We start from the raw sequence: 4,110 nt of genomic DNA, 5'->3' as shown, positions 1-4,110 counted from the left end.
TCTCGACAGTCTTTCACTACACGACTCTCTTCCTATCTGCCAGCTCAGCATATTTACCAAACTTCAGCATTTCCATCGTGAAACTCCTAATGAACCCCAGTGTGTTAAATAAAACGTAAAGCGCCGCGTCAGTTCAGGTAAGGGGACCAGGAAGGTTCTCTGACTTCGCCTTGTGCGGTAGGAAGCGGGAGCCTTACGCGTCCATTGATGGACACGAGCATCAAGACTCCCCGGCCCTGCTGGCGGGTGGCGTAGATTACCATGGTGCCGTTGGGCGCAACAGTGGGCGACTCGTCCAGAGTGCTATCAGTGAGGATTTTTACACTACCGCGCTGCAAATCCTGAGCCGCCACTTTGAAGTTGGTGAAACCGTCCTGGCGGTGAATCATAACCAGGGTTTTTTCGTCCGCCGACAGTTTGGGGTTGGCGTTGTAGTTACCGACGAAAGTTACACGCTCTGCACCGCCACCACCGACGCTGGTTTTGTAGATCTGCGGTTTGCCGCCACGGTCGGAAGTGAAGTAGATGGTCGAGCCGTCTTTACCCCAGAACGGTTCGGTGTTGATGCCGGGACCATTGGTGACACGGGTGATCTGACGCGAACCCAGGTTCATCACATAGATATCCGGGTTACCGTCCTTGGACAATACGAACGCCAGGCGATTGCCATCCGGCGACCAGGCCGGCGCACCGTTCAGGCCTTCGAAGTTGGTGATCTGCTCACGGCGACCGGTGTCGATGTTCTGCATGAACACGCGAGGGCGCTTCTGCTCGAACGAGACGTAGGCGATGCGCTTGCCATCCGGTGCGAAACGCGGCGACAGAATCGGCTCACGCGATTGCAGCAGGGTCACAGCACGGGCACCGTCGTAGTCCGAACGCTGCAGCGTGTAACGAGTGTTGTTTTCGGAGAAGCGTTCGGCCGTCACGTACAACAGCCGAGTCGAGAACGCACCTTTGATGCCGGTGAGTTTTTCGAAGGACTGGTCGGAGATGTAGTGCGCCATGTCGCGCAGTTGATCTACACCACCGGATACGCTGCCGGTCAGCACCTGCTGCTCGGTTGCCACGTTGAACAGTGCGTATTGCACCTGCAGGCGACCGCCCGCGGGAACAATGCTACCGACCATGACGTACTGGGCACCCAGCGCCTTGAAGTCACGGAAGATGATTTCGCTGGCCTGGCTTGGCTGGCTGATCATGTTCTGCTTTGGAATCGGCGAGTAGTAACCCGAGTTTCGCAGGTCGTTACCGATGATTTCAGCCATGTCGTCCGGCAGAACGCTGCCGCCCTGGAAACCAAAAGGCACAACTGCAATCGGGGTCGCCCGATCACTGCCACTGGTGACCAGAATGTTTTTCTCATCTGCCATCGCGATCCCTGCCATGCAGCAGATAACGACCAGTATTCCTCGAAGAAGGTTTCTCACAAGGCTAGATCCTCAGGTGTAAATGTCATCTTGAATGAACGATACGGAGCGAAATCGCTCGGCTTCATTCCCTGCATTTCTGTCAAACGTCCAATATTTTTGACCGCCGCTACAGCCGACGCATCAAACGGACCGTCGCCACTGGATTTGGCCACGCTGACCGAGGTCACCGTACCGTCCGGCAACATGCCGATTTGCAACACGACCGTCATGCCTTTGCGGGCCGAAGGTGGACGAGCCCAGCCTTCCGCTGCACGCGCTCGAATCAGGTCATCGAAACTGCCGGCGACTTCGTCACCCCGCTCATCGGCCAAGGCCTGCTGACGCTCTGGCTTATCGGAAAGCAAATCTGCCAGGGCCTGAGCCTTTTTATCTTCGGCGGATTTACGTGCCGCATCCTGCGCTTTCTTCTTCGCAGCATCGGCAGCAGCTTTCTTCTTCGCTTCCTCGGCGACTTTCTTCTTCGCCTCTTCAGCTTCAGCTTTCTTCTTGGCGTCTTCCGCGGCTTTCTTCTTCGCGTCTTCGACGATCTTCTTCTTCGCTTCTTCAGCGGCCGCTTTCTTGGCCTCTTCTTCAGCAGCCTTCTTGGCTTCTTCTTCCGCTTTCTTCTTGGCTATATCAGCCAATTGTTTCTCTTCTGCCTTCTTGGCTTCAGCGGCTTTCTTCGCGTCGTCGGCTTTCTTGGCTTCATCAGCCTTTTTCGCCTCCTCCGCTTTTTTCGCCTCGTCGGCCTTCTTGGCTTCTTCGGCCTTTTGAGCCGCCTCTTCTTTCTTTTGTTCCGCAGCCTTCACCGCTTCCTGCTCGACCTTCTTCTGCTCCATCTGCTCTTCTTCGGTCTGGCGCGCCGCGGATTTCTTCGCTTCACCCGCAATCTTCTGATTGGTTTGGGTGGTTGCCTGACTTTTCGATTTCAGCTGGTACAGGGTAGCCTGGACAATAGGCTTGGCCGGCGGTAGCTCCGGTGTGAAGGCAAAACTGACGAACAGCATGCCGAACACCAGCACATGCAGGCCAATCGCCCAGACACTGGGCCAGAAGTAGCTTTCCGAGGCTGACGGCTCTCGCTGTTGCTGCATCAGGGCGCCTCGGTAATCAAGCCAACATTACCGACCCCGGCTTTCTGCAACCCGCCCATGGCACCCATGACGGCACCATAGTCGACGCTCTTGTCGCCGCGAATGAAGACCTGGGTGCGCTTGCCGTTTTCGTTACCGACGCGAATGATCTTGGTGACGGCGTCAGTCATTTGCGGCAGTGTCATTGCCCGGTCCTGTTGCTTGTCTGTGTCGACTTCGCTGCCAAGGTTCCAGTAATAGGTCTTGTCAGCCTTGATCGAAATGGTCAGGACCTGGGTATTGTTGTCCTGCGGCAGGGCTTCACTTGAAACCTTCGGCAGATCCACTTTCACACCCTGATTGAGCATCGGCGCGGTCACCATGAAGATGACCAGCAGCACCAGCATCACGTCGATGTAGGGCACCACGTTCATCTCGGCAACCGGCTTGCGCTTGTTTCGGGCTCGAGCGATTAAAGCCATTGGAAATTACCTGCTTATTCTTCGCTGGTGTGCACTTTGCGGTGCAGGATCGCCTGGAATTCGTCGGCGAAGGTGTAGTAACGGCCCAGCAGGGTTTCGCTGCGAGCAGAAAAGCGGTTGTAAGCGATAACGGCCGGAATCGCGGCAAACAGGCCGATCGCGGTGGCGATCAACGCTTCGGCGATACCCGGTGCCACAGTGGCCAGCGTCGCTTGCTGGGCAGTCGCCAGGCCGCGGAACGAGTTCATGATGCCCCACACGGTACCGAACAGACCGATATACGGGCTGACGGAGCCGACGGTCGCCAGGAAAGGCAGGCTCTGTTCGAGTTTCTCTTCCTCGCGGGAAATGGCTACGCGCATGGCTCGAGCCACACCTTCCATGACCGCTTCAGGCTCCACGCCCGGTTGCTGACGCAGACGGGAGAACTCCTTGAAGCCGGCGCGAAAGATTTGCTCGACACCCGAATCAGGGTCCGGATTGCTGCCTGCCTGACGGTAGAGCTTGGAAAGATCGATACCCGACCAGAAGCGCTCTTCGAAGCTCTCCAGGGCGCGTCGACCGGCACGCAGCAAGTTGCTGCGCTGAAAGATCATGATCCACGAGGTCACCGATGCGGCAACCAGGGTCAGCATCACCAGTTGCACCACGACACTGGCATTGCTGACCAGGCTCCACATGGAGGAATGGTCGACGACGTTAGCTTCCACGCTGTATCTCCTGCTTTGAGTGTGTACCCGCGCCGCTCACGTCGGCAAAGGCCGCTCGCAGAGCTTCGGGAATGGCCCGGGGTTTCAAACTGTTAGTGCGCACACAGGCCACCAGAAACTGCCCTTCACAGAGCAGCACATTATCCGTAGCCCGCCTGACTTGTTGCTTGAAGCGCAGGCTGGCACGGTTCAATTCGATTACTTCAGCGCTTACCAGCAGCTCGTCATCCAGTCGCGCCGGCGCGTGATAACGCGCTTCGCTGGAATGCACGACGAACAACAGGTCCTCCCCGGCAAGCTCAGATTGGGCGAAGCCCAGCTCTCGTAGCCGTTCGGTTCGAGCCCGTCTTTGTAGAAATCATTGAGTTTGCTGACCTGCAACTGACCGGCCGTTTTACGTCGACCTTTGCTGCGCAATGCCGCAAAACTGGCC

At 57.0% G+C, this 4,110-nt stretch carries 4 protein-coding genes and 1 pseudogene; all 5 read right to left on the bottom strand.

The features are described 5' to 3' along the window. Nucleotides 1–128: 128 nt before the first annotated feature. Nucleotides 129–1,388, bottom strand: a complete 1,260-nt coding sequence (gene tolB / locus ACQKP2_RS31975; RefSeq protein WP_427582264.1) for a Tol-Pal system beta propeller repeat protein TolB — start codon at nt 1,386–1,388, stop codon at nt 129–131. 38 nt (nt 1,389–1,426) lie between these two features. Further along, on the bottom strand, nt 1,427–2,506 hold the full coding sequence (tolA, locus tag ACQKP2_RS31970) for a cell envelope integrity protein TolA (protein ID WP_427582262.1): 1,080 nt from the start codon (nt 2,504–2,506) through the stop codon (nt 1,427–1,429). Beyond that, the gene (gene tolR / locus ACQKP2_RS31965; protein WP_427582263.1) at nt 2,506–2,958 is read right to left on the bottom strand and encodes a protein TolR; all 453 of its coding nucleotides are present in this window, start codon (nt 2,956–2,958) and stop codon (nt 2,506–2,508) included. Before tolR ends, tolA begins: the two co-directional genes overlap by 1 nt. 23 nt (nt 2,959–2,981) lie before the next feature. Then, nucleotides 2,982–3,677 (bottom strand): protein TolQ, encoded by a 696-nt coding sequence (gene tolQ, locus ACQKP2_RS31960; protein WP_427582261.1) that lies wholly within the window; start codon nt 3,675–3,677, stop codon nt 2,982–2,984. After that, a pseudogene (locus ACQKP2_RS31955) lies at nt 3,667–4,023 on the bottom strand (acyl-CoA thioesterase); the annotation flags it as partial. The pseudogene ACQKP2_RS31955 and the gene tolQ, both read right to left, overlap by 11 nt. Nucleotides 4,024–4,110: the final 87 nt, after the last annotated feature.

It is taken from the genome of Pseudomonas sp. NPDC089569, from assembly GCF_050280625.1.
Lineage (GTDB): Bacteria > Pseudomonadota > Gammaproteobacteria > Pseudomonadales > Pseudomonadaceae > Aquipseudomonas.
The sequence above is the reverse complement of the archived record's forward strand: the minus strand, read 5'-3'. Positions and strand labels throughout refer to the sequence as shown.

Bases quoted from the DNA above. Each gene is read 5' to 3' on its own strand.
- tolB (WP_427582264.1), bottom strand. From the start codon at position 1,388: ATGGCAGGGATCGCGATGGCAGATGAGAAAAACATTCTGGTCACCAGT.
- tolA (WP_427582262.1), bottom strand. From the start codon at position 2,506: ATGCAGCAACAGCGAGAGCCGTCAGCCTCGGAAAGCTACTTCTGGCCC.